This is a genomic window from Saccharomonospora iraqiensis subsp. paurometabolica YIM 90007 (assembly GCF_000231035.2).
GTDB lineage: Bacteria > Actinomycetota > Actinomycetes > Mycobacteriales > Pseudonocardiaceae > Saccharomonospora > Saccharomonospora paurometabolica.
The window spans coordinates 262,097-287,088 of the sequence record NZ_KI912250.1 but is presented as its reverse complement, the minus strand read 5'-3'; the positions used below and the strand labels follow the sequence as shown (position 1 = coordinate 287,088).

Below are 24,992 nucleotides of genomic sequence, written 5' to 3'. Positions count from 1 at the left end.
CCTCGCGGTGGCCCTCGCCGCCGGGTGCTCGTCGTCCGGTGCGGGCACGGGCGGCGCCCCGCGGTCGGATCCGCCCCCGGCGTCGGCGGTCGAGGTGACCAAGCCGTACGACGACCTGCGGCCCACCCGGGTGGAGATCCCCGCGATCGGCGCGGCCTCGGACCTGATCACGGTGGCGGTGACCGTGGAGGGCGAGATGGCCGTGCCCTCGGCGCGGGAGCCGATGCAGGCGGCGTGGTACCGCCTGTCCCCGGTCCCGGGCGAGGACGGCCCCGCGATCCTGCTCGGCCACGTCGACGGCTACGGCGATCCGGGGATCTTCCACGACCTGCACCGCCTGGAACCCGGCGACGAGATCCGGGTCCACCGCAGTGACGACCGGCGGCTGACGTTCACGGTCACCGACTCGCAGCGGGTGCCCAAGGAGGAGTTCCCCACCGAGGCCGTCTACGGCAACACCGAGGGTCCGGAGCTGCGGCTGATCACCTGCGGCGGCGTGTTCGACGACGCCGAACACAGCTACACCGACAACATCATCGTCAACGCCGAACCGGCGTGACGCCGCACCGCCCGGATCGGGTGGTGTGTGCCGTGAGGGCCCCCTTCGCTGCGTGTGCCGCAGGGAAGGGGGCCCTCACGGCGTGTGACGCGGGGAAGGGGTCCTTCACGGCAACCCCGGGCCGGGGGTGCACCGGGCGGTCGGGGCGGGTATGTCGCGCGTGGCACGATGGCGGTCGTGCCGCGCGACGTGCGCGCGTACTCACCGCAGGTTTCCGCCCCGCCGGAAGGACCGTGCCCGCGAGGCCGGGCACCGGGGCGCGAGCACACCCGAGGAGCAGATCGTGACGAAGTCCCCGCCTCGTCCGGCCACACGTGTGTCGTGGCCCGCCCTGGCGCTGAACGTGGTCCGCGGCGCGTTGATCGGTACGGCCGAGACCGTGCCGGGGATCAGCGGCGGCACCGTGGCGCTGGTGGTGCGGGTCTACGACAGCGTGATCACTTCGGCGGGCCATCTGCTCTCGGGGGGCGTCAAGGCGGTGACCCGACGGGGGCGCCCTTCCGCCACGGAGGAGTTCCGCCAGGTCCACTGGCGGGTCGTGCTGCCCCTGCTCGTGGGGATGCTCGCGGCCGTCGTCCTGGTCGCCGGGGTGATGGAAGGGTTGATGGCCGACCATCCGGTGCCGATGCGGGCGCTGTTCTTCGGTCTGGTGCTGGCGTCGCTGTGGGTGCCGTTCTCGCTGGCGGCACACGCACCCACGTCGGCGGGGGACACGTCGGCAGCGGACGCTCCACCCCGGTGGCGCCCGTTCGACTGGGGCCTCGGCGCCGCGGCCGCCGTGCTGACCTTCCTGATCGTGAGCATTCCCCCCGGTGATGTCGGCACGAACCCGGTGATCGTGTTGTTCTCGGCGGCGATCGCCGTGTCGGCGCTGGTGCTGCCCGGGCTGTCCGGGTCGTTCATCCTGCTCACCATCGGGCTCTACGAGACGACGCTCGGGGCCGTCAACGACCGTGACCTCGGCTATCTCGGGCTGTTCGCGCTGGGGGCGCTGCTCGGGCTCGCCTCGATCGTCAAGGGCCTGCAGTGGCTGCTGGAACACAGGGAGCGCGTCACCCTGGTGGTGCTGACGGGCCTGCTCGCGGGCAGTCTGCGCGCACTGTGGCCGTGGCAGGACGACGACCGGGGCCTGCTGGCCCCCAGCGAGCACCTCGGCCCGTCGCTCGCCCTCGGCGCGGCGGGATTCCTGGTGGTCGCCGGCTTCCTCGTCGTCGACCGCAGGATGCGCACCGGCGCCGGGCACGGTGCGTCCGCGGCGGCCGCACCGTCGGACAGGCCGTCGTCGGAGAGGTCGTCGGAGAGGCCGTCGTCGGAAGGTTCGTCACCGGGCCACACCGGGAATCCGTCGGCCGAGCACACCCAGCCGATCCGGAGCATGCCGCCGGTCGAGCACACACAGCCCATCGACCGCACCGACTGAGTCGCCTCGCCCACACCGACGGCCCCGCGCACCCGCTGACGGTGTGCGGGGCCGTTCGCTGTGCGCTGGGTTGGTTGGTCACAGTGCGCCATCTTGGCCTTGTACCCCTAGGGGGTATGGGTATAGTGTCACGGTGTCGACACGGCACGAAGGGACGGCCCATGCGTGGTTACACCGGGGAGAAGGACGCGGTTCTCGCGCGGCTGCGCCGCGTCGAGGGACAGGTGCGTGGCCTGCAGCGGATGGTGGAGAACGACGAGTACTGCATCGACGTGCTTACCCAGGTCTCGGCCGTGACCAAGGCGCTGCAGTCGGTCTCGCTCGGCCTGCTCGACGACCATCTCAAGCACTGCGTGGCCGAGGCACTCACCGAGGGCGGTGACGTCGCCGACGAGAAGGTGCGGGAGGCCAGCGAGGCGATCGCGCGGCTCGTACGGTCCTGAGGCGACCGGTCCCCCGCAACGACACACACGACGACCGCCGCCACATCGGCGGTGACGAAGGAGGTTCCGCGATGACGGCGACGACCGAGGCGACCTACACGGTCACCGGAATGACCTGCGAGCACTGCGTCCGTTCGGTCACCGAGGAGGTCGGGGAGGTCCCGGGCGTGACCGACGTCGACGTCGACCTGGCCAGTGGCCGGGTGACGGTCCGCAGCCGGGGCGAGGTCGACAGCGGGGCGGTCCGTGCGGCCGTCGAGGAAGCCGGATACGAGCTCAGCGCCTGACCACCCGGGCGCCACGAGCCCGGACGGCAGGCCGACAGGGAGGAGCGCGCGATGACGTCGGAAGTCACCGACGGCGGATCGGTGTCGACGGAGGCACCCCGGCACGAGGTGGAACTCGCGATCAGCGGGATGACGTGCGCGTCGTGTGCCAACCGTGTCGAACGCAAGCTCAACAAGCTGGACGGGGTGCAGGCCACGGTCAACTACGCGACCGAGAAGGCCACCGTCAGCTACGCGGACGGGGTCGCCCCGGACACGCTGATCGGCCAGGTCGAGGCGGCCGGATACTCGGCCGCGCTGCCGCCGCCCCCGGCCGACACCGGGAACACCACGACCACAGGGGGGACCGGTGCCGCCGTGCGCGGCGGCACGTCCGGGGATCTCACCGCGAACGCGGAGGCGGACAGCGACGACACGGCCCTGCGCTCGCTGCGGCAGCGCCTGATCGGCGCGGTGGTGCTGTCCGTGCCGGTGATCCTGCTGGCCATGGTCCCGCCGCTGCAGTTCACGTACTGGCAGTGGATCTCGCTCACCCTCGCCGCGCCGGTCGTGGTGTGGGCGGCGTGGCCGTTCCACCGGGCGGCGTGGACGAACCTGCGGCACGGCGCCGCGACGATGGACACGCTCATCTCCATGGGCACCCTCGCGGCGCTGCTGTGGTCGCTGTACGCGCTGCTGTTCGGCGGCGCCGGGGTGCCGGGGATGACCCACCCGTTCGAGTTCACGATCGAACGCGCGGACGGTGGGGCGAACATCTACCTGGAGGTGGCGGCCGGGGTCACCACCTTCATCCTGGCCGGACGCTACTTCGAGTCGCGGGCGAAACGGCGCGCGGGAGCCGCCCTGCACGCGCTGCTCGAACTCGGCGCCAAGGACGTCTCCGTGCTGCGCGACGGCGTCGAGCAGCGGGTGCCCGTGGCGGAGCTCACGGTCGGCGACCGGTTCGTCGTCCGGCCGGGCGAGAAGATCGCCACCGACGGGGTCGTCGAGGACGGCAGCTCCGCGGTGGACGAGAGCATGCTCACCGGCGAGTCCGTGCCGGCGGAGGTGGCACCGGGGGACACGGTCGCCGGCGCCACCGTGAACGCGGGCGGGCGCCTGATCGTGCGCGTGTCCAAGGTCGGCCGGGACACCCAGCTCGCGCAGATGGCGCGGCTGGTCGAGCAGGCGCAGACCGGCAAGGCGCAGGTGCAACGGCTCGCCGACCGCGTCTCCGGGGTGTTCGTGCCGATCGTGATCGCCCTGGCCCTGGGCGCGCTGGCGTTCTGGCTGGTCACCGGGGCTCCCGCGTCGGCGGCGTTCACGGCGGCGGTCGCCGTGCTGATCATCGCCTGCCCGTGTGCGCTCGGGCTGGCCACGCCGACGGCGCTGCTCGTCGGCACCGGGCGGGGTGCCCAGCTCGGCATCCTGATCAAGGGGCCGGAGGTGCTCGAATCGACCCGGCGGATCGACACCGTGGTGCTCGACAAGACCGGCACCGTGACCACCGGCCGGATGGAACTGGTGGACGTGCACACGGCCGACGGTGAGGACCCCACCGGGGTACTGCGGCTGGCGGGCGCGCTGGAGAACGCCTCCGAACACCCCGTCGCGGCGGCCGTGGCCCGGGGTGCCGCCGAACGGGCCGGTGAGTTGCCCGCGGTGGACGAGTTCGCCGCCGTCGAGGGCCTCGGTGTGGAGGGGGTCGTGGACGGCACCGCGGTCGTCGTCGGACGGCCCGCCCTGCTCGAACGGTGGAGCCTGGAGCTGCCACCGGAGTTGGCCGAGGTCCGCGCCGCGGCCGAGGAGAAGGGCCGGACCGCGATCGTCGTGGCCGCCGACGGCCGGGTCCGGGCGGTGCTGTCCGTGGCCGACACGGTCAAGCCCGGCTCCGCCGAGGCCGTGGCCCGGTTGCGGGAGCTGGGTCTGTCCCCGGTACTGCTCACCGGGGACAACGGGGCCGTGGCCCGTGCCGTGGCCGATGAGGTCGGCATCGACGAGGTGATCGCCGAGGTGTTGCCCGCGGACAAGGTCGCCGTCGTCGAGCGGCTGCGCTCCGAGGGGCGGGCCGTGGCGATGGTGGGCGACGGCATCAACGACGCCCCCGCGCTCGCCGCGGCGGACCTGGGCCTGTCCATGGGCACCGGCACCGACGTGGCGATCGAGGCGGCCGACCTCACGCTCGTGCGGGGTGACCTGCGCGTGGCCGCGGACGCGATCCGGCTGTCCCGGCGCACCCTCGGCACCATCCGGGGCAACCTGTTCTGGGCGTTCGCCTACAACGTCGCCGCGCTGCCGCTGGCGGCGGCCGGGCTGCTCAACCCGATGATCGCGGGTGCGGCGATGGCGCTGAGCTCGGTGTTCGTGGTCAGCAACAGCCTGCGGCTGCGCACGTTCCGCTGAGAACGGTCCCTCCGACGTCCCCTCGCGGGTAGCGCGTTTACCGCGTGGTACCCGCGAGGGGACGCGAGGGGAGGGACATGACCGCGGAGGTTCCCCGGGAACTGCTCGGCAGCAACGACATCGCCGGGCTCGAACGGTGGCTCGCCGAACACGCGCCGTACGAGATCGCCGACGAGCTGGCCCGTGCCGAGGAGGTCGAGGCGGTCCTGCTGTTCCGGCTGCTCGACAAGGACCGCGCCCTCACGGTGTTCGAGGAGCTGGACCCCGTCGACCAGCACAAGGTGCTCTCCGGGCTCCGCGACCGGGCCTTCCGCGACGTCGTCGAGGGGATGGATCCCGACGACCGCGCGCGGTTGCTGGGGGAGGCGCCCGCGAAGTTCGCCCGGCACGTCCTCGCCGGGCTGAGCCCGCGGGAACGCGGGCTGACGGCCGCGCTGCTCGGCTATCCGGAACACACCGTCGGCCGGTACATGAGCCCGGAGACGGTGGCGGTGCGGCACCGGTTCACCGCGGACGAGGCGCTCGGGGTGGTGCGGCAACGGGGACCCGACGCGGAGACCGTCTACACCCTCCCGGTGATCGACGAACGGCGGTGCTTCCTCGGCACCGTCTCGCTGCGGGACCTGGTGCTCAGCCCCCCGGACCTGCCCGTGGCCGAGATCGCCGACGGTTTCACCCCGCGGGTGCGGGCCACCGACGACGTCGAGGAGGCCGCGCGCCTGATGCAGGACGCGAACCTGCTGGCGCTGCCGGTGGTGGACAGTGAGGACCGGGTGCTCGGGTTGCTGACCATCGACGACGCCCTGGAGGTCATCGAGGCCGCCGACACCGAGGACTTCGCCCGCCAGTCGGCCGCGACCCCGTGGACCGGGCACTACATGTCGGCGAGCGTGGTGGCGCTGGCGCGGTCGCGGGCGCTGTGGCTGCTGCTGCTCATCGTGGCCGCGACCCTGACGGTGAACGTGCTGCAGTTCTTCGAGAGCACGCTGGAGCGCATCACGGCGCTGGCGTTGTTCATCCCCCTGCTCGTCGGCACGGGCGGCAACGCGGGGGCCCAGGCGGCGACGGCGGCGGTGCGGGCCCTGGCCGTGGGCGAGGTCCGCACCCGGGACGTGCCCCGGGTCGCCTGGCGGGAGTGCCGGGTGGGGTTGCTGCTCGGGGCCATGCTCGCCGTCGTGGGCCTGGTGATCGGGACGGTGATCGTCGAGTTCACCGTCGCGGCCAGTGTGGCCGTGTCCCTGGTGCTGGTGTGCGCCTGGGCGGCCACGATCGGCGCGACGATGCCGCTGCTGGCCCGGTGGGTGGGCATCGATCCCGCCGTGATCTCCGCACCGCTGGTGACCACGCTCGTCGACGCCACCGGCCTGGTCATCTACTTCCTCGTGGCCCGGTTCGTCTTCGGGCTGTGAACGGAGACGGGCGCGGTGCCGGTACCCCGGCACCGCGCCCGCGACATGGTGCTGCGGGCCGCCCCCGCCGCGTCCGTGGCGGCGAAGGCGGCCCGCACGTCCCGGCGCAGGATCAGTAGCGCAGGCCGAAGCGGCCCAGCCACTCCTGCGGGTCGATCTTCTGGCCGTTCTCGACCACACCGAAGTGCAGGTGCGGGCCGGTGGACTGGCCGCGGTTGCCCATCTTGGCGATCTCCTGGCCCGCCTCGACCCGCTGGCCGACCGAGACCAGCGTCTCGTTGATGTGGCCGTAGAGCGTGGTCAGGCCGTCGTCGCGCTGGACGCGCACCCACAGCCCGAAGCCGCTCGCCGGGCCGGAGGAGATCACCGTGCCCGAGTGGGCCGCGACGATCGGCGTGCCGATGTCGTTGGCGACGTCGATGCCGAGGTGCGAGCTGCCCCAGCGGGCGCCGTACCCGGAGGTGAACTCACCCTGGGCGGGCTGCACCACACCGGCGGCCGGTGCGGCGGCACCACCCGGTGTCCGGGCGGCCTTCTCCGCGGCGAGCTCGTCGACCCGGGCCTGGGCGGCGTCCAGGTCGGCGACGGTGGCGCCGTGTGCCTTCTCCGCGTCGGCCAGCGTGTTGGCGGCCTTCTTCTCGGCGTTGCGGGTCTGCTTCAGCTTCGCCTGCGCGGCCTGTTCGGCGTCCTGCTGCGCCTCGAGGCGGTCGGTGAGGTCGCCGGTCGGATCCGCGCTGCTGTTGCCGGCCACGTTGAGCGACGTCCCGGCCCGCTCGTCCTCGTCGGCGCTGAGGTAGCCGAGGACCGGGCCGACGAGGCTGCCGAAGCGGTACTCACTGCCCGCGAACTGCTCGGCGCGTTGGGCGGCCTCGTCCAGCCGCTGTTCGGTCTGCTGGATCGCCGTCCCGAGGTCGTCGACGCGCTGCTGGGCCTCGGCGGCCCTGCCGGTCGCCCGCTCGTGCGCGGCGACGGTGGCGTCGAGCTCCTCCCGTGCGGCGGCCTCGCGGTCGCGGGCCTGCTGCAGCGCCCGCTCGGCGGAGGCGATCCGCTGTTCCAGCGGAGCGTCCGGGTTTGGCTGCTGGGCCTTGGTGGTAGTCGATTGCTGTACCTGGGCCACACGCGGCTGGGCGGGTTGGGAGTCCGTGGCCGCGACGGCGACGCCAGGTGTGGAAACGAGCGTCAGGGAAGCGAGCAGGGCCATCGGGGCAGCACGCTTCAGCTGGTGACGCGCACACATGTGCGACTCCAATGATGTCGGGGAAACGGTGGCCGTCGGTGGGGGGCCGACGGACACCCGGGTTCGGGGCTGTCGCGACTATGCGCAGCGGCGCGCGGGGCACTCCACAAAACTTGACGCTTGCCACAACGATTCGGTTACGGAATAGCGCCAGATCCCGTGTCGGTGCTTGACTGCATACTCTCTGCTGGTCATCGGGGTGCCGGGTGTTCGCGGAGCGGCGTACGTGGGGGAGAGGACCCGAGGCCCGAACGGGTCGAATCCCGGTGTGTCCGGGCAACGCGCGGCTGTGCGGGTACGGGACACGGATGGACCGCATCAGCCACGTGTGGGACACCCGGACGCCGTTCGCCCGGGACACGGCCTGGCCCGTGCGCGTGGAGCACACTGGACGACGGGGTCACCGGGGACGACGTGGAGCGTTGGGTGCGGTCCGCGTGCGTCCTGTGCAGCAACGGGTGCGCGTGCGACATCGCCGTCGTCGGCGGCCGGACGGTTGGCGTGCGCGGCGTGGCGGGAGACGTGGTCAACCACGGCAGGCTCGGCCCGCAGGGGCCTCGGCACCCCGCACATGGACGGCAACACCCGGCTGTGCACCGCGACCGCGGCGGCCGCGATGAAGGAGAGCTTCGGCTCGGACGGCCAGCCCGGCAGCTACACCGACATCGACAGCTGTGCCGCCCTGTGCTGCTTCGGGCACAACATGCCGGAGACCCAGACGGTGCTGTGGACCCGCGTGCTCGACCGGATCGCGGGCGCCGACCCGCCCCGCGTCGTCGCCGTCGACCCGCGGCGCACGGCGGTGGCCGAGGGGCCGGGTGCGCGACATCCTCCGGGATCCGAACCTGTTCGTGGTGGTGCAGGACGGGTTCTGCACCGAGACCACCGAGTACGCCGACGTGGTGCTGCCCGCGGCGTTCTGGGGCGAGAAACAGGGCGCCTACACCAACGTCAACCGGACCGTGCACCTCTCGGACAAGGCCGTCGACCCACCCGGTGCGGCGCGCAGCGATCTGGACATCTTCCTGGACTACGCCGGGCGGATGAACCTGCGGGACGACGAGGGCGGTCCGCTGATCCGGTGGAGCGATCCGGAGGGCGCTTTCGAGGCGTGGAAGGAGTGCACCCGCGGCAGGCTGTGTGACTACACCGGACTGTCCTACGCGCAACTCCGGGCGGGAACGGGAATCCCGTGGCCGTGCAACGAGGAACACCCCGACGGGTGTGACCGGCTCTACGCCGACGGCGTGTTTCCCTCCGACCCGGAGGTGTGCGAGAGCTTCGGGCATGACCTCGTCACCGGCGCGGCGGTCGGACCTCAGCGGTACCGCGCGGCGCAGCCCGACGGCCGCGCGTTCCTGCGGCACGCCCCGTACCTTCCGCCGCCGGAGGCTCCCACGGCCGAGTGGCGGGCGCACGGTGTACCAGTTCCACACCCGGACGAAGACCGCACGGTCCCGTCCACTGAGAGCATCAACTCGCGAACATGGAGTGGCGACTCGCAAGCATGGAGTGGCGACTCGCGGGTATGGGGTGGGGACTCGCAGGTATGGGGTGGGGACTCGCGGTTGTGGCAGAGTGGTGCTGATCATCGACGAGTGCCACCGCCAGCGACGAGGAGTCCCCACCGTGCCGGACGAGCGCCCTCCCTCGACCAGGATCGACACCACACGGCCGAGCATCGCCCGCGTCTACGACGCCGGGCTCGGTGGCAAGGACAACTACGCCGTGGACCGGCAGGTGATCGAGCAGGTCAACGCGATCGCGCAGCACCAGACCGAGGTGGCGTGGATGAACCGGTCCTTCCTGGTCCGCGTGGTCCGGTACCTGTCCGCGCAGGTGGGGATGGACCAGTTCCTCGATCTCGGCAGCGGGTTGCCGACGGTGCAGAACACCCACCAGGTCGCCCAGGCGCACCGTCCGGACGCGCGGGTGGTGTACGTGGACAACGACCCGGTGTGCAACGCGCACGGGCGTGCGCTGCTGGAGGAGAACGACCGGACGACCTTCGTCGAGGCCGACCTGACCGGGCCGAAGGAGCTGTTGGCCCATCCGGAGGTGACCGGCAATCTCGATCTGTCGAGGCCGCTGGTGCTGATGCAGATCGGCACGTTGCACCACGTCTCGGACGAGCAGGACCCGGCCGCGATCATGCGGGAGTACGTCGACGCGCTGCCGTCGGGCTCGTACGTGGCGATGACCCATTTCTGGGATCCGGGCGACGAGAACCCGGACCTGCACCGGGTCGCGGACGAGGCGCAGCGTCGGATGGGGGAGGCCGGGATGGTCACCGGCTGGTTCCGCGGTCGTGGGGAGATCGGGGCGCTGTTCGGGGGCCTGGAACCGTCGCCGCCGGGGCTGGTGGAGCTGCACGAATGGTGGCCGGACGGCCCCGCGACCCGGGAGCTGTGGCCGGAGGAGCACCTCATGCTCGGCGGCCTCGCTTACAAGCCGTGAATCCGGGGCCGTGCGTTCCCCGCGCGGCCGGGCTCATGGCAGGGTGGCCGGTCACTGACCGTCGGTGATCGAAGAGGAGTGAGCATGCGGGACGAGCGTCCACCGTCGGCCGAGCTGGACACTACGCGACCGAGTATCGCCCGGGTCTACGACGCCTTCCTGGGTGGTAAGGACAACTACGCTGTGGACAGGGCGGTCTACGAGCAGGTCAAAAAGGTGGTGCCGCATCAGGCCGAGGTCGGCTGGATGAACCGGGCCTTCCTCGTCCGCGTGGTGCGCTACCTCGCCGACGTCGTCGGAGTCGACCAGTTCCTCGACCTCGGCAGCGGGTTGCCGACGGTGCAGAACACCCACCAGGTCGCCCAGCAGAACAATCCGCGGGCGCGGGTGGTGTACGTGGACAACGACCCGGTGTGCAACGCGCACGGGCGTGCGCTGCTGGAGGAGAACGACCGCACGCACTTCGTCGAGGCCGACCTGACCGAGCCGAAGGCCCTGCTGGCGCACCCGGGCGTCACCGCGCCTCTCGACCTGACGCGGCCGGTGGCACTGATGCAGATCGGCACCCTGCACCACGTCTCCGACGAGCAGGACCCGGCCGCGATCATGCGGGAGTACGTCGACGCGCTGCCGTCGGGCTCGTACGTGACCCTGACCCACTTCTGGGACCCGGGCGACGAGGACCCCGAGTTGCACCGCCGTGCGGTGGAACTGGAACGCACGGTGTGGGAGACCGGCATGGGCACCGGCTGGTGGCGCGGCCGGGACGCGATCGGGGCGCTGTTCGGGGGCCTGGAGCCGCTCCCGCCGGGACTGGTGGAGCTGCACGAGTGGTGGCCGGACGGCCCCGCGACCCGGGAGCCGTGGCCGGAGGAACACCTCATGCTCGGCGGCCTCGCCCACAAGCCCTGACCGCGGAGCCCCACTCCGGCCCCGGCCGGAAATTCGCTCGCGGCCGGGCTTTGCCCGGACTACCTTCCGGTGGCATGTACCAGTTGTACCTCTGAGGTGAGCGCGCCGCGCATGGCCGTTCGTCCCGCAGGCGAACGGCCATGGCGATCCTCCGCTGTTCGTCCTGCCGGCGAACAGCGATACCGCCGTATCCACCCGCAGGGACAACCGGAGTTCACATGGCACATTTCCTCATGGTCGCCGTCGGCGCGCACGGCCACCACAACCCTCACCTGCCCGTGCTCGCCGAGCTGGTGGAGCGCGGACACGGTGCATCTGCCTCTGGAGCAGGTGACGCCGGATTCGTTGCGGGACGCCGTGTCCGCGGTGGAGGGCTCGCCGGACGTGGCGGCCCGGTTGGCCGAGCACCGTGCCGCCCTGCGCGCCGCGGGTGGAGCCGCCGCGGCGGCGGACGTGGCCGAGGCACTACTCGATCGGGAGGATGCTCCGTGCGCGAACTGACCTATCTCGTGGCGTCGACGATCGACGGCCGGATCACCGACCCGGGCGGCGGGAATCCCGACTTCTTCCTGGACGAAGGCGACCATGCCGCGTCGCTGGTCGAGGAGTACCCCGAGATCGTTCCCAGCCACGTCCGCCCGCTGCTCGGCCTCACCGACGTGGAGAACACCAGGTTCGACACCGTGCTCCAGGGGCGGGGGAGCTACGAGATCGGCCTGCGCGAGGGCGTCACGAACGCCTACCGCCACCTGCGCAGCCTCGTGTTCTCCACGACGATGACGGCGAGTCCGGATCCGACGGTCGAGCTCGTGCGCGGCGATCCGGTCCCCGCGGTGCGTGAACTCAAGCGGGAGCACGGGACAGGAATCTGGCTCTGTGGCGGCGGGAAACTCGCCGCGGCACTACGTCCCGAGATCGACGAGCTGATCGTCAAGCTACATCCCGTCGTGGTGGGGGACGGGATCCCGCTGTTCGACGGTGGGTTCGCCCCCGAGCGCTTCGACCTCGTCGACACGCGGGTGTTCCGCAGCGGTGTCCTGCACCTCACCTACCGGTGTGGTGGGTGAGGCGACGCATCGACGCGCCCTACCCGGCCCGCACCGACGACGCCGACCGGGGCACCCGCTGACCGACGGCCCGGCGCGGGTTCTCGTCCGGCTCCACCGGGTCGTCCCGATCGGCGGGACTTCACCACCCGTGATGTAGCCGGACAGACGAAGGCCCGCCACGCGGAATGCGTGACGGGCCTCCTCACCGGTCAAGCGTCGCGGCGGCCGGGTGTCCGGACGTCGGCCGCCCGGTCCGGTCCGCTCAGCGCCGGTCCGTCAGGGTGGGCAGCGCCTTCTGCGGGTCCGTGGCCTTCTTCGGCCGGTTGTGCGGCAGCAGTGCCAGCACCTTGGACATCGCGCAGGTGTTGCTCAGCGCGGCGAAGGTCAGGCCGCCGCCGACGAACCCGGCGATCCACTTCAGCGGCTCGAAGGCGATGCTGCTCAGCACGCCGGTGAGCACGAGCAGCCCGGCGGTCAGCCGCACCTGGCGCTCCATCGGCCACACGTTGCTGCCGCGCTCGACGGTCCCGCCGTCCTGCTCCCAGCGGGAGACACCGCCGGAGAGCACCCGCAGCTGCGTGGCACCCGAGGACTCCAGCAGGTTCCGCGCCTGCTCGGCACGCGCACCGGAGGCGCACGCGAGCACGATCGGCTCGTCGTGCCGCACGGTCAGGTTGTCCTGGGCGCGCAGCACGTCCAGCGGCAGGTTCACCGAGCCGGGGATGTGCACCGCCTCGAACTCGCCCGGGGTCCGCACGTCGATGACGCGCACCGCGGAGCCGTTGTCGAGCAGTTCCCTCAGGCCGGAGGTGTCCAGCGTGGTCGGAGATGCGGAGGTCGACATATGTTCCTTTCGTTTCCCACAGGGGGACACCGCGGACGGTGGTGGTCCGCGGTGTCCGGTTCGGTCGGTCGTTCGGTCGGTCGGGGTCAGGACCCGTGGGTCAGCTCGACGCCGGAGTCGGCGGCGTTGCCGAACAGGTCGTCGATGAGGACGGCGTCACGGCCGGCGCTCTCCAACACGGAGGCGGCCGCCGCCGCGCGGTACCCGCTGCCGCAGTGCACCCAGACGGCGCCCGCGGGCAGCTCCTGGACACGGTCCTTCAGCTCGTAGAGCGGGATGTGGGCCGCGTCGGTGACGTGCGCGGAGTTGAACTCGTTGTTCGTGCGCACGTCGAGGACGACGTCCGGGTTCGGCAGGCCGTCCGCGCCGCCGTTCTTGCGGGCCTTGGCGAGGTCGACGAACGTGGCCGTCGGCAGCTGGGCCAGCTGGGCGCGGTCGGCCGCCAGTTCCTCCGGCGTGCCGGTGGCCGCGCCGGCGAACTCGTCGATGCCGATCCGGGCCAGTTCCCGCTGAGCGGTGGCCACCTGCTCGGAGGTCTCCCCGAGCAGGGTGATCGGGGCACCCCAGTCGATCATCCAGCCGAGCCAGGTCACCATCGGCCCGTCCAGGCCGAGGCTGATCGTGCCCGCGAGGTGCGAGCGCACGTACGCCTTGCGGGAGCGCAGGTCGACGACCCACTCCCCGGCCTCCAGCCTGCGCCGCAGCTCGTCCGGGTCGGCCTGGGTCGGCGCCCGCAGGTCGATCGGCGCGGGCCCCTGGGCGTTCTGCACGCCCATGTGCGCGTAGTAGGCCGGGTAGGCGTCGAGGCCGGACAGGGTCTGCTCGACGAACTCGTCCCGGGCCAGGGTCAGCGCCGGGTTGTTCTGCTGCTCGTCACCGATGGTGCCGGAGTCGCCCTCGGCCTGGGTGGCCGAGCAGAAGCTGCCGAACCCGTGCGTCGGGTAGATGTGGGTGGCTTGCGGCAGCATGTCGGCGAGCTTGCGGGCGGAGGCGTGCTGATGCCGGGCCAGCGGCTCGCTGTCGTCCTCGCTGACCAGGTCGGTCCGCCCGGTCGTGCCGTAGAGCAGGGAACCGCCGGTGAACACGGCCACCGGCCCCGCCGAGCCCTCCAGCACGTAGGACAGGTGGTGGTAGGTGTGTCCCGGCGTCTTCACCGCCCGCACCCGCAGCCGGTCCGAGACGTCGACGACCTCACCGTCGGTGAGCCCGCGACGGTGGAACGGGACCTCGTCCTCGGCGGAGAGTGCGTACTCGGCGCCGGTCAACCGGGACAGTTCCAGGCCGCCGGAGACGTAGTCGTTGTGTACGTGGGTCTCCAGCACCAACGCGATGCGCACACCGAGTCGGCCGGCGAGCGCGACCACCCGGTCGATGTCCCGCTGCGGGTCGACCACCACGGCCACGTCGCCGTCGGTGGCCAGGTAACTGCGGTCGCCCAGCGACGAGGTCTCCACGACCTCGACGGCCAGTCCGCCCGCGAGCTGATGCTGCTGCGCTGTCTGCGCGGTCATCATCCACGCCCTTTCTTCTCGTCTCGGCGCTTGTCCGTCTCGGCGCCGGGTCGGTTCCCCGGGGTTGCCGTCTCCCGACGACTATACCCCCCGGGGTATCAGACGCGTGTCGACGTCCACCTATTCCCGGGCGGGGTCCGTCAGGCCAAGGACAGGAACAGTCGTTCGAGTTCCTGCTCGGTCATCTCGGGTTCGTCGCCGTTCTCGCGGGCCTGTTCGCAGTACCGCATCCCGCTGGCGACGATCTTGAATCCGGCCCGGTCCAGCGCGCGGGACACGGCAGCCAGCTGGGTGAGGACCTGGGCGCAGTCGCCACCCTCCTCCATCGCCTCGATCACTCCGGCCAGTTGGCCCTGCGCACGACGCAGGCGCGTGAGCGCGTCCCCGGTCAGTTCCGGCCTCAGCTCCATGGCAATCACCTCCGACTCGATAATACCCAAGGGGGTATGTGTTCAGCCTGCGAATCCCGGCATTCGGAACGCGACAACGGCTCGAGATGTTCCCCCGGCGCAGGAGGGTGTAGCGTGATAGCGAATCCAGTGGTAGGTCACGAACTGAGGAGATCGGTGCCACGGAAGGTCGGTGAGATTATTAGACTGATCGAAGAAGACGGGTGGTTCCTCGTCACGACGCGGGGTAGTCACCGTCAGTACAAGCATCCGACGAAGCCTGGGCGTGTGACCATTCCGGGCAAGGTGAGTCGAGACTTCTTGTCGCCGGCGTTGGAGCGGAGCATCCTGAGGCAGGCGCGGCTGTGAGCGGAGGCAACGTGAGCGACTACGTCATTCTCGTCGAGCGGACAGGCGACGGTGGATACGGGGCGTGGGCGCCTGATCTGCCCGGATGTGTCGCACTGGGGGACACCTACAGCGAGGTTGTCACCGCGATGGTCGACGCTGTACGGCTGCACCTGGAAGGGCTCCGCGAGGACGGCATCGCAGCGCCTGAGCCGACCACCGTCGGAACCACCACGATCGCGGCCTGACAGGGCAAGCAGGTCCGACCACAGGGCACGGTGTCGGTCAGGGTTTCGCGTCGCCGAGGGTGTGGCGGAGGTCGGTGCGGATCTCCAGCAGGTGGGCGATCAGCGGGTCGGTGTCGACGGTGGCGAAGCGCGCGGTCGGCAGGGCCACGGACAGCGCCACGTGCCGTCCGTCCACGGTCCCGGCGGAGGCGCCGAGCGCGGTCACACCCGGCTCGCTCTCGTCGTGGTTGATGCCGTAGTGCGTGCGGCGCACCGTGGCGATCTCGCCGTGCAGGGTGGCCGCCGAGTCCGGTTCCCCGTGCGTGGCGGTGGCCACCAGGGTGTCCACCTCGGCCGGGTCGAGGTCGGCGAGCATGGCCTTGCCGCCGGAGGTGCGGGACGCGGGCATCCGCACGCCGGTGCGCAGGCCGACGCGTAACGGTCGGCGTCCCTCGATGCCGTCCAGGAAATGGACCTCGGCGCCCGTGCGGACCATCAGGTGCACGGTCTCGCCGACGGCGTCGAAAAGGCGTTCGAGGTACGGGCGCAGCCGTGCCGACAGCGGGCGGACGCCGTCCCGCTCCGTCAGCCCGAGCAGGGCCGGTCCGGGTGCGTACCGACGGCCCTCGGCGCGGACGGCGAACTCCCGATGGCGCAGCGTGGACAACAGCCGGTGCGCCGTCGACGGGGTGACCCCCAGTGCGCGGCCCGCCTCGGTGACGCTCAGTTCGCCCTGCTCCGCCAGCAGTGTCAACAGGGTCAGTGCGCGGTCGACCGACTCCACGCGGTACGGCTCGTCTTTCTGCTCCACAGAAAAACTGTATCGGCATCTTTGCGCAATGCAAAACACTGCCTAGGCTGCTGCGGCAGCACGGCGGTGCCGGGACGACCGTCCGCGGTGGCTGCCGACCAGGTCTGGAGGAGAAGGTCATGCCCACGGATCAAGTGATCATCGCCGGAGGGGGGATCGGTGGCCTCGGGGCGGCGGTGATGCTCGCCCAACGGGGTGTGCGGGTCCGGGTCCTCGAACGCGCGCCCGAGTTCGGCGAGGTGGGGGCGGGTCTGCAGCTCGCCCCGAACGTCACCCGGCTGCTCGACGAGGTCGGCGTACTGGAGAAGATCCTGCCGCTGTCCCTCGCGCCCAGCAGGCTGGTGTTCCGCAACGCCGCCAGCGGCGAGGAACTGACGCATCTCGACCTCGCCGATGCCCGCGAGCGCTACGGCGGGCCGTATCTGGTGCTGCACCGCAGTGACCTGCTGCGCGCCCTGCTCGAAGCGGCCGAGGCGGAGCCCGGGATCACCCTGCACACCGGCCACCACGTCAGCGGGGTGCGGGATCGGGGCGAGGACGTCGTCGTGCGCTGCGACAACGGTGCCGAGTTCACCGGCGAGCTGGTCGTCGGCGCGGACGGGCTGCACTCCACGCTGCGCGCCGAACTCGTCGACGACGAGCCGATCTGCTCCGGTTACGTGGCCTACCGGGGTGCGGTGCCGGTCGAGGACGTCGACCGGCGCTCGTCGCTGGACGACGTCGCGGTCTGGATGGGTCCCGGCCTGCACCTGGTGCAGTACCCGGTGCGCGCGGGCAGGCTCTACAACCAGGTCGCGGTGTTCCGCAGCCAGGAGTACCTCGACGGCGAGCAGGACTGGGGCACCCCCGAGGAGCTGGACCGCACCTACGCGGGCATGTGTGCGGGCGTGCGCGGGGCGATCCCGTCGCTGCGGCGGGACAACCGGTGGCCGATGTACGACCGCAGGCCGATCGGGACCTGGACCAAGGGCCGGATCACCCTGCTCGGCGACGCCGCGCACCCGATGCTGCAGTACCTCGCGCAGGGCGCGGGGCAGTCGCTGCTGGACGGGGTGGCGCTGGCCGGGCCGTTGTCCGGTCTCGGTGACGGACCCTGGTCGGCCGGCGACCTCGCCCGAGCGCTGGAGGTTTACGAACGGGAGCGGGTCGAGTTCGCGGGCACGGTGCAGGAGCGCGCCCGGACCTGGGGCGACATCTGGCACGTGGACGACCACGTCTCCACGCTCCTGCGCGACGAGGTCTTCCGCAGCCGCGACATCCACGACTACCACCTCGTCGACTGGCTGTACCGCCCCGTGGACGAGCCGACCCTGCCCACCTCCACCACCCCTCCCGCGGGAGGGGTGTCGTGAAGGGCACTTTTCCTGCGCCACATGCAGTGAATGTGCCCCTCGCTGCGTCCCGCGCAGGGAATGTGCCCTTCACGGCAACCCACGGGACGGGCGGGACGAGGCGGACAGCGAGTAGGCGCACTGTGACACCGAGGACGACGAAGGAGACGTTATGTCGGTGAACCCGGGTGAGGAGATCGACCACGACTCGGTCGACAACCGGATGACCGCGGAAGACAGCCCCGAGCTGGACCAGCTCTACCGGGACTTCGACGACGAACACCTGGTTCCGCTGTGGACCCAGATCGGCGACCTGATGCCGATGACCCCGAAACCCCGGGCCGTGCCGCACGTGTGGCGGTGGTCGTCGCTCTACCCCCTCGCGCAGCAGGCGGGCGACCTGGTTCCGGTCGGGCGCGGTGGGGAACGCCGCGCGATCGCGCTGGCCAATCCCGGCCTGGACGGCAGCGCCTACGCCACCCCGACCCTGTGGGCGGCGATCCAGTACCTCGGGCCGCGGGAGACGGCCCCCGAACACCGGCACGCCCAGAACGCCTTCCGCTTCGTCGTGGAGGGCGAGGGGGTGTGGACGGTGGTCGACGGTGACCCGGTGCGGATGTCGCGCGGCGACTTCCTGCTCACGCCGGGCTGGCACTTCCACGGCCACCACAACGAGACCGACCAGCCGATGGCGTGGCTGGACGGCCTGGACATCCCGTTCTCGCACTACACCGACGTCGGCTTCTTCGAGTTCGGGGCGGACCGGGTCACCGACTACTCCACACCGAACTTCTCCCGCAGCGAGCGCCTGTGGGCGCATCCCGGGCTGCGGCCGCTCTCCGGCCTGCGGAACACGGTGTCGTCCCCGATCGGCGCCTACCGCTGGGAGCACACCGACGCCGCGCTGACCCAGCAGCTGCTGCTGGAGGACGAGGGCCAGCCCGCCACGGTCGACCAGGGCCACGCCGCCGTGCGGTTCGTCAACCCCACCACCGGCGGCGACGTCATGCCGACGATCCGCGCCGAGTTCCACCGCCTGCGCGCGGGCGCGGCCACCCCGGCCCGGCGGGAGGTCGGCTCCAGCGTGTTCCAGGTGTTCGAGGGGCGCGGCCGGGTCGTGCTGGACGGCGTCGAGCACCCGCTGGAGAAGGGCGACCTGTTCGTCGTGCCGTCCTGGGCCGAGTGCTCGCTGCAGGGTGAGCAGCAGTTCGACCTGTTCCGCTTCTCCGACGCCCCGATCATGGAGCGTCTGCATTTCAACCGGATCCACACCGAAGGAGAGCAAGCATGAGGCTGGCGACCATCCGCCGGGGCGGCACGACCGCCGCCGTGCGCGTCGAGGGCACGACGGCCGTCGAGACCGGACACCCGGACGTCGGGGCGCTGTTGCGGGACGGCGGCCTCGACGCGGCGGCCGCCGCCGACGGTGCCCGGCACGACTTCGGCACGGCCGAGGTGGCCCCGGTGGTCCCCACCCCGGGCAAGATCATCTGCATCGGCCTGAACTACCGCAACCACATCCTGGAGATGGGCCGGGACCTGCCGCAGCACCCGACGCTGTTCGCGAAGTACGCCGAGGCCCTGATCGGGGCGGGCGACGAGATCCAGCTGCCCCCGGAGTCCGACAAGGTCGACTGGGAGGGCGAACTCGCGGTCGTGCTCGGTCGTCGCGTGCGGCGGGCCTCCGCCGACGAGGCGCGTGCGGCCATCGCCGGGTACTCGGTGCTCAACGACGTCACCATGCGCGACTACCAGTACCGGGCGCCGCAGTGGCTGCAGGGCAAGACCTGGGAGAACAGCACGCCGCTCGGCCCGGTGCTGGCCACCCCGGACGAGGTGCCCTCCGACGCGGCGCTGGTGACCCGCGTGGACGGGGACGAGGTGCAACGGACCACGATCGACGACCTCGTGTTCGACCCGGTGGAGCTGGTGCGCTACCTCTCCACGATCGTCACGCTGTCCCCCGGGGACGTCATCGCCAGCGGCACCCCCGGCGGCGTCGGGCACGCCCGCACCCCCGCGCGGTACCTGTCGGCGGGGCAGACGCTGACGACGTCGGTCGACGGCATCGGCGAGCTGGTCAACGTCGCGGCCACGGAGCGGGTGCCGGAATGAGCACCCCGGAGGACGTGGCGCGCGAGGAGCTGCGCAGGCGGCAGGGGGCCGGCGCGCGGTACGACGCGCCGAATGCCCCGGCCACGCAGTTGTCCTGGGCGCGGCGGGGTACCGCCTACTTCGCCCGGGAGCTGGCCGGGCTGGCCGACTCCGAGCTCGACGCGCCCAGTCTGCTGCCGGGCTGGTCCCGGCGGCAGGTGATCGCCCACGTCGGGTACAACGCCCGCGCGGTGACCCGGCTGCTGGAGTGGGCGCGCACGGGCGTCGAAACCCCGATGTACGCCTCGCCGGAGCAACGAGGCGCCGAGATCGAGGCGGGGGCCACCTTGCCCGCACGGGCGCTGCGCAGCCTGTTCGCGCACTCCGAGACGCACCTGAACGTCGAGTGGCGCGACCTGCCCGACGCCGCGTGGGACGCCGAGGTGCGCACCGCGCAGGGGCGGCTCGTGCCCGCGCGGGAGACCGCGTGGATGCGTACCCGCGAGGTGTGGATGCACGCGCTGGACCTGGACACCGGGGCGAGCACGCGGGACTTCCCGGAGGACCTGCTCGACGAACTGTTCGCCGACGTGCTGCGGTTCTGGCAGCGGCGCGGGGAGCAGGTCGATCTCGTCCTCGCGCCGCACGGACGGTCGGAGACCGTCCTCGGCGCGGGCGGCACCCGGGTCTCCGGCGCGCTGCCGGACCTCGTCCGGTGGGTCACCGGGCGGGGAGCGCGCGGGCTGACCCGGGACGGTGGCGACGAACTCCCGACGATCCCACGCTGGTTCTGACCGCCACGTCGCGTCCGGACACCACGCACCACGAGATTCCCGGCCCACCGGGCACCGCCGACGAACCGGCGGCCCGGTGGGCCGAGGTCGTCCGGGATGGGCTCGGGACGAGCCGGATCAGGACGAGGCGGCAGCGGTGTCGGCCGGGCCGTCCCCGGTCGTGCCCGCCCGGCCGCGGCCGGGGATGAACGCCGCGATCCCGAGCGCGACGAGGGCGGCGAGGCAGCCGATCCCCATCACGATCCGGAAGCCGGTCTCCGACGGCACGCTCGTGTCGCCGAGGGGGACGGTCATCCGGGCCAGCACGGCACCCGTCACCGCGCTGGAGGTCGACGTGCCGATCGAGCGCATCAGTGTGTTCAGACTGTTCGCCGCGGCCGTCTCGTGCACCGGGACGGCGTTCATGATCAGGGCGGGCATCGCCCCGTAGGAGAGCCCGATGCCGGTGCCCACGATCGCCGACACCAGGGCGAGTTCCCACACCGACGACATCAGCACCAGGCTGACGCCGTAGCCGGTGGCGACCACCGTCGCACCGACCATGAGCGTGACCTTGGGACCCGCCGCCGTCGAGATCCGGGCCGAGACGGGTGCCATGGAGACCATCGCCAGCCCGGACGGGGCCAGGACGAGTCCGGCGTAGAGCATGGTCCGGCCCAGCCCGTGGCCGGTCTCCTCGGGCAGTTGCAGCAGCTGCGGCAGCACCAGCGACATCGCGAACATCGCGAAGCCGAAGATCACCGACGCGGCGTTGGTCAGCAGTACCTGCGGCCGTGCGCTCGTGCGTAGATCCACCAGCGGCGCGCGGGAGCGCAGCTCCCACCAGCCCCACACCAGCAGCACCACCACCGCGGTGGCGCCGAAGGCGAGGGTGCGGGGCGAGGTCCAGCCCCACGCGGCGCCCTGGGAGATCACCAGCAGCAGGCACACCAGCGCGACGGACAGCCCCAGGGCCCCCACCAGGTCGAAGCGCCCCCCGGTCCGCACGGACGACTCGGGCACGAGGGTCGCCACCAGCACTCCGGCGATCAGGCCGAGTCCGGCCGAGGTCCAGAACAGCAGGTGCCAGTCGGCGTGGTCGGCCAGCAGCGCGGCCAGGGGGAGCCCCAGCGCACCGCCCACGCCGAGGGAGGCGCTCATCAGCGCGATCGCCGAGCCGAGCCGCTCGGCGGGCAGTTCGTCGCGCATGATGCTGATGCCGAGCGGGATCACCCCGGCCGCCAACCCCTGCAGGGTGCGGCCCAGCACCATCGGGGCGAGCGTATCGCTGAGCCCGCACAGCACGGACCCGGCGACCAGCAGGCCGATGCTGAGCAGCAGCATGCGTCGCTTGCCGTACATGTCGCCCAGCCGACCCATCACCGGGGTGGCCACCGCCGCGGCGAGCAGCGTCGTGGTGACCGCCCAGGCCGCGTTGCCCGCCGAGGTGTGCAGCAACCGGGGCAGGTCGCCGACCAGCGGGACGATCAGGGTCTGCATCAGCGAGACCACGATCCCGGCGAAGGCCAGCACGGGCACGACGACACCGGTCGGGGGCGCCGATGTCCGGGGCTCCGCGGTGAGCGCGGTGGACATGGAAGCGGACCTTCCCTTCGTCGGGGGCACGATTCGCCGGTGACGGTGACGAACCGATTAAATCAAGCGCTTGACTTAACGTAGCAGCATCCGGAGGATGGGCGGCGACACGGGTGACAAGGGAGGTCGTGATGGTCGACGGCGACAGTGGTCAGGTACTCAGCTATCCGATGCGGAGCGCGGGGCCGTTGGATCCGCCCGCGGAGTGGGCGGACCTGCGCCGCCGCTGCCCGGCCGCGACCGTGCGGCTGCCCAGCGGGGACGAGGCGACGCTCGTTACCCGGCACGCCGACGTCAAGCAGGTCCTGTCCGACCCGCGGTTCACCCGGCCGCTGCCCGGCGGTGGCGGCGCGCGGGTGGCGGACAGCGAGTCCGGCGGGGAGTTCAACACCGAGATGGCCGCGACGATCCCGCAGTCCGGCGACGAGCACCAGCGGTGGCGCCAGCGGATCGGACGCTGGTTCACCGCGAAGCGGATGGCCACCCTGCGCCCGCGCATCGAGCGGAAGGCGGACGAACTGATCGACGCCATGGTGGCCGACGGCGCACCGGCCGACCTCAAGTCGGCCCTGGCGTTCCCGCTGCCGGTGTGGGTCATCTGCGACATGCTCGGCGTCCCGGACTCCGACCGCGGCCGGTTCTCCCACTGGTCGGACACGCTGCTGAGCATGACCCGGTACACCCAGGCCGAGATCGACGCGGCGCAGGCCGAGTTCGTCGAGTACATGCTCGCCCATGTGCGGGCCATGCGAGCCGATCCGGGCGACGACCTGCTCAGCGAACTCGCCACGGACACCGAAACCACGTTCTCCGACGGCGAGCTGGTGGCCACCGGGCAGGCGCTGCTGGTCGCGGGGCACGAGACGACGGCCAACATGATCGGCAAAATGGTGGCCATGCTGTTGGCCGACCGCACGCGCTGGGAGCGGCTGTGTGCCGAACCCGCCCTGGTGCGGACCACCGTGGAGGAGGCACTGCGGTTCGACGCGAACTCCGGCTTCGGCATGCTGCGCCACCTCGACGACGACCTCGAGATCGCGGACACGGTGCTGCCGAGCGGCACCACCGTGGTGTGCAGCATGGCCTCGGCCAACCGCGACGAGGACTTCTTCACCGACGCCGACGACATGACGCTCGACCGCAGCCCGAACCCGCACCTCGCCTTCGGCGCGGGCGGACACTCCTGCCTCGGTCAGGCGCTGGCGCGCACGGAGCTACAGACCACGCTGGAGGTGTTGCTGCGCCGCCTGCCCACCCTGGAGCCGGCCGTGCCGGTGGACGAGCTGCGCAGGCTGGACGGGCTCGTCGTGGGGGGCCTCGGGGAAGTGCCCGTGCGATGGTGAGGTCCGAGACCGACCGGGCCACCCGGCCGGAGCGCGCGCACACCACGCGGGAGGCGATCCTCGACGCGGCGGAACGGCTGTTCGCCGAGTACGGCGTGGCGTCGGTGTCCAACCGGCAGGTCAGTGAGGCCGCCGGGCAGGGCAACAACGCGGCGGTCGGCTACCACTTCGGCACCAAGGCCGACCTGGTGCGGGCGATCGTGCGCCGGCACATCGGTGCGATCGAGGACATCCGCACGCGGCTGGTGGCCGAGGTGGGCGAGTCCACCGAGCTGCGCGACTGGGTGGTGTGCCTGGTCCGCCCGCACGGCGAGCACCTGGCGAGCCTGCCGCAACCGACCTGGTTCGCGCGCTTCGGAGCGCAGGTGATGACCGACCCCGCCCTGCGCCCGATCATGGCGGAGGAGTCGCTGGGTGCACCGTCGTTGCGGCAGGTGATCGACGGTCTGAACCGGTGCCTGCCGCACCTGCCGCCGCACGTGCGTGCCGAGCGGGACGGGATGGCCCGGCAGCTGATGACGAACATGTGGGCCGAGCGGGAACGCGCGCTCGCGGACGGCGAGGTCACCGACCGGGCGAGTTGGCACGACGCCACGGTCGGGCTGGTCGACGCCCTGGTCGGCCTCCTCCAGGCTCCGGTGACCCCCACCGGTGACACGGCCGCCACCGGACGTGGCGGCGGACACCCGACAGGAAGGACGAAGAACCGATGAAGGTCGCGGTCGACCAGGACAAATGCTGTGGCGCGGGTACCTGCGTGATGCTCGTGCCGGACGTGTTCGACCAGCGCGACGAGGACGGCGTCGTCGTCCTGCTCGACGAGCAGCCCCCGGAGCAGCTGCACGACCCGGTCCGCGAGGCCGTCGACATGTGCCCCGCGGGGGCGATCGAGGTGGCCGGAGCCGAATGAGCGTCCCGTCCCGGGTCGCGGTGGTCGGTGCGTCGGCCGCGGGCCTGGCCACCGCGGAGGCGCTGCGGCGCCAGGGCTACGAGGGCACGCTGACCCTGCTGGCCGACGAGCCGCACGCGCCCTACGACCGCCCACCACTGTCCAAACAGGTGCTCAGCGGTGCGTGGGAGCCGGACCGTGCGCGGCTGCGCAGACCCGAGGCACTGTCCGCACTGGATGCCGAGTTCGCGTACGGCGACGCGGCCGTGGGGCTCGACGTGGCCGACCGCGCGGTGCACACCGCCTCGGGGCGGGTGGTCCGCGCGGACGCGGTCGTGCTCGCCACCGGTGTCCGGCCCCGGCGTCTGCCGGGCCAGCCCGAGGTCGCCGGGATCCACCTGCTGCGCACACTGGACGACGCGCTCGCGTTGCGGGACACGTTGTCCCGGAGCGCGCGGCTGGTCGTCGTGGGTGACGGTGTGCTGGGGGCGGAGATCGCGGCCACCGCGCGCGGTGGCGGTACGGACGTGACGCTCGCCGGGCCGCAGGCGGCCCCGATGACCGATCAGCTCGGGCCGTTCGTCGCGGACCGGCTCGCCGCGCTGCACACCGCGAACGGGGTGCGGGTGTGCCCCGGGAGCGGGGCCGAGGGCTTCGCCGTTAGCGATGGCCGGGTCACCG

At 71.9% G+C, this 24,992-nt stretch carries 26 protein-coding genes and 1 pseudogene; 21 read left to right on the top strand and 6 right to left on the bottom strand.

Going from position 1 to position 24,992, the window contains the following annotated elements; translation table 11 throughout:
- The 6 genes from SACPADRAFT_RS0217525 to mgtE form a co-directional block, all read left to right on the top strand.
- Nucleotides 1-559 (top strand): class F sortase (locus tag SACPADRAFT_RS0217525; protein ID WP_007023856.1); only part of this gene is annotated, 559 nt, incomplete at its 5' end.
- A 283-nt stretch (nucleotides 560-842) separates the two neighbouring features.
- Nucleotides 843-1,979, top strand: coding sequence for a DUF368 domain-containing protein (locus tag SACPADRAFT_RS28430; protein ID WP_007023855.1), 1,137 nt, complete (start codon nucleotides 843-845; stop codon nucleotides 1,977-1,979).
- A gap of 161 nt (nucleotides 1,980-2,140) precedes the next feature.
- Complete coding sequence (locus SACPADRAFT_RS0217515; protein WP_007023854.1) at nucleotides 2,141-2,422, top strand: metal-sensitive transcriptional regulator; 282 nt, start codon at nucleotides 2,141-2,143, stop codon at nucleotides 2,420-2,422.
- A 71-nt stretch (nucleotides 2,423-2,493) separates the two neighbouring features.
- The gene (locus SACPADRAFT_RS0217510) at nucleotides 2,494-2,709 is read left to right on the top strand and encodes a heavy-metal-associated domain-containing protein (RefSeq protein ID WP_007023853.1); all 216 of its coding nucleotides are present in this window, start codon (nucleotides 2,494-2,496) and stop codon (nucleotides 2,707-2,709) included.
- Nucleotides 2,710-2,760: 51 nt separating this feature from the next.
- The gene (locus tag SACPADRAFT_RS0217505; RefSeq protein WP_007023852.1) at nucleotides 2,761-5,091 is read left to right on the top strand and encodes a heavy metal translocating P-type ATPase; all 2,331 of its coding nucleotides are present in this window, start codon (nucleotides 2,761-2,763) and stop codon (nucleotides 5,089-5,091) included.
- Between the two features lie 77 nt (nucleotides 5,092-5,168).
- Nucleotides 5,169-6,500 (top strand): magnesium transporter, encoded by a 1,332-nt coding sequence (gene mgtE, locus SACPADRAFT_RS0217500; protein WP_007023851.1) that lies wholly within the window; start codon nucleotides 5,169-5,171, stop codon nucleotides 6,498-6,500.
- Nucleotides 6,501-6,612: 112 nt separating this feature from the next.
- Here the strand turns inward: mgtE and SACPADRAFT_RS0217495 are convergent, their stop codons facing one another.
- Nucleotides 6,613-7,737: a M23 family metallopeptidase gene (locus SACPADRAFT_RS0217495; protein ID WP_007023850.1), complete on the bottom strand. Its 1,125-nt coding sequence runs from the start codon at nucleotides 7,735-7,737 to the stop codon at nucleotides 6,613-6,615.
- Nucleotides 7,738-8,045: 308 nt separating this feature from the next.
- Between SACPADRAFT_RS0217495 and SACPADRAFT_RS30745 the strand changes: the two are divergent.
- From SACPADRAFT_RS30745 to SACPADRAFT_RS0217470, 5 genes and pseudogenes are all read left to right on the top strand, one after another.
- Nucleotides 8,046-9,222: pseudogene (locus SACPADRAFT_RS30745) on the top strand (molybdopterin-dependent oxidoreductase); the annotation flags it as partial.
- Between the two features lie 144 nt (nucleotides 9,223-9,366).
- The gene (locus SACPADRAFT_RS0217485) at nucleotides 9,367-10,194 is read left to right on the top strand and encodes an SAM-dependent methyltransferase (RefSeq protein ID WP_007023848.1); all 828 of its coding nucleotides are present in this window, start codon (nucleotides 9,367-9,369) and stop codon (nucleotides 10,192-10,194) included.
- An 84-nt stretch (nucleotides 10,195-10,278) separates the two neighbouring features.
- The gene (locus SACPADRAFT_RS0217480) at nucleotides 10,279-11,106 is read left to right on the top strand and encodes an SAM-dependent methyltransferase (protein ID WP_007023847.1); all 828 of its coding nucleotides are present in this window, start codon (nucleotides 10,279-10,281) and stop codon (nucleotides 11,104-11,106) included.
- A gap of 309 nt (nucleotides 11,107-11,415) precedes the next feature.
- Nucleotides 11,416-11,607 carry a hypothetical protein gene (locus SACPADRAFT_RS0217475; protein ID WP_007023846.1) on the top strand — a complete coding sequence of 64 codons (192 nt, stop codon included), beginning with the start codon at nucleotides 11,416-11,418 and terminating at the stop codon, nucleotides 11,605-11,607.
- A complete protein-coding gene (locus SACPADRAFT_RS0217470; RefSeq protein WP_007023845.1) occupies nucleotides 11,595-12,173 on the top strand; it encodes a dihydrofolate reductase family protein in 579 nt (192 codons plus the stop codon). The genes SACPADRAFT_RS0217475 and SACPADRAFT_RS0217470 overlap by 13 nt, the downstream gene beginning before the upstream one ends.
- 244 nt (nucleotides 12,174-12,417) lie before the next feature.
- Here the strand turns inward: SACPADRAFT_RS0217470 and SACPADRAFT_RS0217465 are convergent, their stop codons facing one another.
- From SACPADRAFT_RS0217465 to SACPADRAFT_RS0217455, 3 genes are all read right to left on the bottom strand, one after another.
- The gene (locus SACPADRAFT_RS0217465) at nucleotides 12,418-12,999 is read right to left on the bottom strand and encodes a rhodanese-like domain-containing protein (protein WP_007023844.1); all 582 of its coding nucleotides are present in this window, start codon (nucleotides 12,997-12,999) and stop codon (nucleotides 12,418-12,420) included.
- A gap of 86 nt (nucleotides 13,000-13,085) precedes the next feature.
- Nucleotides 13,086-14,513, bottom strand: coding sequence for an MBL fold metallo-hydrolase (locus SACPADRAFT_RS0217460; RefSeq protein ID WP_007023843.1), 1,428 nt, complete (start codon nucleotides 14,511-14,513; stop codon nucleotides 13,086-13,088).
- 137 nt (nucleotides 14,514-14,650) lie between these two features.
- Nucleotides 14,651-14,920: a metal-sensitive transcriptional regulator gene (locus tag SACPADRAFT_RS0217455; RefSeq protein ID WP_007023842.1), complete on the bottom strand. Its 270-nt coding sequence runs from the start codon at nucleotides 14,918-14,920 to the stop codon at nucleotides 14,651-14,653.
- 36 nt (nucleotides 14,921-14,956) lie between these two features.
- Between SACPADRAFT_RS0217455 and SACPADRAFT_RS31650 the strand changes: the two genes are divergently transcribed.
- On the top strand, nucleotides 14,957-15,268 hold the full coding sequence (locus tag SACPADRAFT_RS31650; RefSeq protein ID WP_157577200.1) for a type II toxin-antitoxin system HicA family toxin: 312 nt from the start codon (nucleotides 14,957-14,959) through the stop codon (nucleotides 15,266-15,268).
- An 11-nt stretch (nucleotides 15,269-15,279) separates the two neighbouring features.
- Nucleotides 15,280-15,495 (top strand): type II toxin-antitoxin system HicB family antitoxin, encoded by a 216-nt coding sequence (locus SACPADRAFT_RS0217450; RefSeq protein ID WP_007023840.1) that lies wholly within the window; start codon nucleotides 15,280-15,282, stop codon nucleotides 15,493-15,495.
- Nucleotides 15,496-15,532: 37 nt separating this feature from the next.
- On the opposite strand, the gene SACPADRAFT_RS0217445 is transcribed toward SACPADRAFT_RS0217450, so the two are convergent.
- Complete coding sequence (locus tag SACPADRAFT_RS0217445) at nucleotides 15,533-16,285, bottom strand: IclR family transcriptional regulator (protein ID WP_007023839.1); 753 nt, start codon at nucleotides 16,283-16,285, stop codon at nucleotides 15,533-15,535.
- Between the two features lie 119 nt (nucleotides 16,286-16,404).
- Between SACPADRAFT_RS0217445 and SACPADRAFT_RS0217440 the strand changes: the two genes are divergently transcribed.
- The 4 genes from SACPADRAFT_RS0217440 to SACPADRAFT_RS0217425 all read left to right on the top strand — a co-directional run bounded on the left by SACPADRAFT_RS0217440 (nucleotide 16,405) and on the right by SACPADRAFT_RS0217425 (nucleotide 20,504).
- Nucleotides 16,405-17,637 carry an FAD-dependent monooxygenase gene (locus SACPADRAFT_RS0217440; RefSeq protein WP_007023838.1) on the top strand — a complete coding sequence of 411 codons (1,233 nt, stop codon included), beginning with the start codon at nucleotides 16,405-16,407 and terminating at the stop codon, nucleotides 17,635-17,637.
- 151 nt (nucleotides 17,638-17,788) lie between these two features.
- Complete coding sequence (locus SACPADRAFT_RS0217435) at nucleotides 17,789-18,907, top strand: cupin domain-containing protein (protein WP_007023837.1); 1,119 nt, start codon at nucleotides 17,789-17,791, stop codon at nucleotides 18,905-18,907.
- Nucleotides 18,904-19,731 carry a fumarylacetoacetate hydrolase family protein gene (locus tag SACPADRAFT_RS0217430; RefSeq protein WP_007023836.1) on the top strand — a complete coding sequence of 276 codons (828 nt, stop codon included), beginning with the start codon at nucleotides 18,904-18,906 and terminating at the stop codon, nucleotides 19,729-19,731. The genes SACPADRAFT_RS0217435 and SACPADRAFT_RS0217430 overlap by 4 nt, the downstream gene beginning before the upstream one ends.
- On the top strand, nucleotides 19,728-20,504 hold the full coding sequence (locus tag SACPADRAFT_RS0217425; RefSeq protein WP_007023835.1) for a maleylpyruvate isomerase family mycothiol-dependent enzyme: 777 nt from the start codon (nucleotides 19,728-19,730) through the stop codon (nucleotides 20,502-20,504). Before SACPADRAFT_RS0217430 ends, SACPADRAFT_RS0217425 begins: the two co-directional genes overlap by 4 nt.
- A gap of 117 nt (nucleotides 20,505-20,621) precedes the next feature.
- Here the strand turns inward: SACPADRAFT_RS0217425 and SACPADRAFT_RS0217420 are convergent, their stop codons facing one another.
- A complete protein-coding gene (locus SACPADRAFT_RS0217420) occupies nucleotides 20,622-22,079 on the bottom strand; it encodes an MFS transporter (protein ID WP_007023834.1) in 1,458 nt (485 codons plus the stop codon).
- A 131-nt stretch (nucleotides 22,080-22,210) separates the two neighbouring features.
- On the opposite strand from SACPADRAFT_RS0217420, the gene SACPADRAFT_RS0217415 reads away from it, so the two are divergent.
- The 4 genes from SACPADRAFT_RS0217415 to SACPADRAFT_RS28425 form a co-directional block, all read left to right on the top strand.
- Nucleotides 22,211-23,422 (top strand): cytochrome P450, encoded by a 1,212-nt coding sequence (locus tag SACPADRAFT_RS0217415; RefSeq protein ID WP_007023833.1) that lies wholly within the window; start codon nucleotides 22,211-22,213, stop codon nucleotides 23,420-23,422.
- Entirely contained in the window at nucleotides 23,416-24,135 is a 720-nt protein-coding gene (locus SACPADRAFT_RS0217410) for a TetR/AcrR family transcriptional regulator (RefSeq protein WP_007023832.1), read from the top strand. Before SACPADRAFT_RS0217415 ends, SACPADRAFT_RS0217410 begins: the two co-directional genes overlap by 7 nt.
- Nucleotides 24,132-24,332 (top strand): ferredoxin, encoded by a 201-nt coding sequence (locus tag SACPADRAFT_RS0217405; protein WP_007023831.1) that lies wholly within the window; start codon nucleotides 24,132-24,134, stop codon nucleotides 24,330-24,332. Before SACPADRAFT_RS0217410 ends, SACPADRAFT_RS0217405 begins: the two co-directional genes overlap by 4 nt.
- On the top strand, nucleotides 24,329-24,992 hold a 664-nt coding region (locus tag SACPADRAFT_RS28425), incomplete at its 3' end, for an NAD(P)/FAD-dependent oxidoreductase (RefSeq protein ID WP_007023830.1). The genes SACPADRAFT_RS0217405 and SACPADRAFT_RS28425, both read left to right, overlap by 4 nt.